Origin of the sequence: Pelosinus propionicus DSM 13327, assembly GCF_900114615.1 — a bacterium.
Lineage (GTDB): Bacteria > Bacillota > Negativicutes > DSM-13327 > DSM-13327 > Pelosinus > Pelosinus propionicus.
In genome coordinates this window covers 1-1,364 of sequence record NZ_FOTS01000124.1, presented here as the reverse complement: position 1 = coordinate 1,364, position 1,364 = coordinate 1, and the positions used below count along the sequence as shown (strand labels likewise).

The window sequence follows — 1,364 nt, the reverse complement described above, 5'->3', positions numbered from 1 at the left end:
CCCTTGTAATAGACAGTTGAAATAATAAAACTGTCTATTGCAAGGAAGGAGCATATTTTTTATGGGAAGCAAATTTACGGTTTCATATGAAGAACGCATTGATGCAGTTGAAAAGTACCTACGGAATGAATACTCCATGAACGATCTGTCAAAGCAATTAAAGGTAGCTAATACAAGCATTAGGCGATGGTTAGCAAGGTATCAGTCTTTAGGACCAGAAGGGCTACAGGAAACCTCGAAAAACCTATCCTATTCTTGGGAGTTGAAAGAAACAGTCGTGATGGATTATCTATCTGGTAGTGGTTCTCATATGGATCTTTGTAAAAAATACGGAGTAAAATCAACTCGTCAACTGCGAAGCTGGATTTCAAAGTATAATAGTCATGAGAAGTTAAAATCTTCTGGAACGGGAGGAGTACCTATCATGACCAAAGGTCGTAAAACCAACTATGAGGAACGAGTGGAAATCGTTAAATATTGCATCGAGCACCAGAATAACTATGCACAAACCGCACAAAAATATCGGGTGTCCTACCAGCAGGTTTACAGTTGGGCAACCAAATACGAAATAAATGGCGTAGAAGCGCTGCAAGATAAACGTGGTAAAAGAAAGACGCTGGATGAAATGTCTGAGATTGAAAAATTGAGAGCTGAAAATAAACTTCTTGAAGCTAAGAACAAAAGGCAGCAAATGGAGATCGATTTTTTAAAAAAGTTGGAAGAAATAGAAAGGTGGCGGTTCTAAGCCAAATAAAATACGATGCAATCTATCAGGCAATCCAGGAGCTTCATGAGAAGGAAAACTATCCAATACAGAAGCTATGTGATATTTCAGGTATACAAAGATCGTCTTACTACAAATGGCGAAATAGACAAGTGAATGCTAACGCGCTATTTAATACAAAGTTAATCCCACTGATCAAAGAGGCCTATCAAGAACGTGATGGTATTCTTGGATACCGTCAAATGACTATCAAACTCAACCGTGAATACAACCTTACTTTGAATTACAAACGGATTTACCGATTAATGAAGATTTTACATATTCAGTCCGTATGCCGCAAAAAAAGAAAGGCATATATCCATTCCACACCTGAAACCACTGCCGAAAACATCTTGAACAGAGAGTTTTCATCCAATAACTTTGGAGAAAAATGGCTTACTGATGTGACAGAGATGAAGTACGGCATTGGAGGAAAAGCATATTTAAGCGCAATACTGGATTTAGGAGACAAAAGCATTGTCGCCTTTGTTCTTGGTCATTCGAACAACAATGAACTTGTTTTTAAGACCTTTGATATCGCTCACAAAGAATATCCGGATGCATCCCCTCTCTTTCATAGTGACAGGGGATTTCAGTATAC

Annotated in this window: 2 protein-coding genes; both read left to right on the top strand. The window is 38.3% G+C overall.

All coding sequences use genetic code 11. The annotated features are described in order from the left end of the window. The first annotated feature begins 61 nt into the window (after positions 1-61). Complete coding sequence (locus tag BMZ99_RS25835; protein ID WP_090945017.1) at positions 62-745, top strand: helix-turn-helix domain-containing protein; 684 nt, start codon at positions 62-64, stop codon at positions 743-745. After that, the coding region (locus BMZ99_RS26120; protein WP_139214872.1) for an IS3 family transposase at positions 733-1,364 on the top strand (632 nt) is incomplete at its 3' end. The genes BMZ99_RS25835 and BMZ99_RS26120, both read left to right, overlap by 13 nt.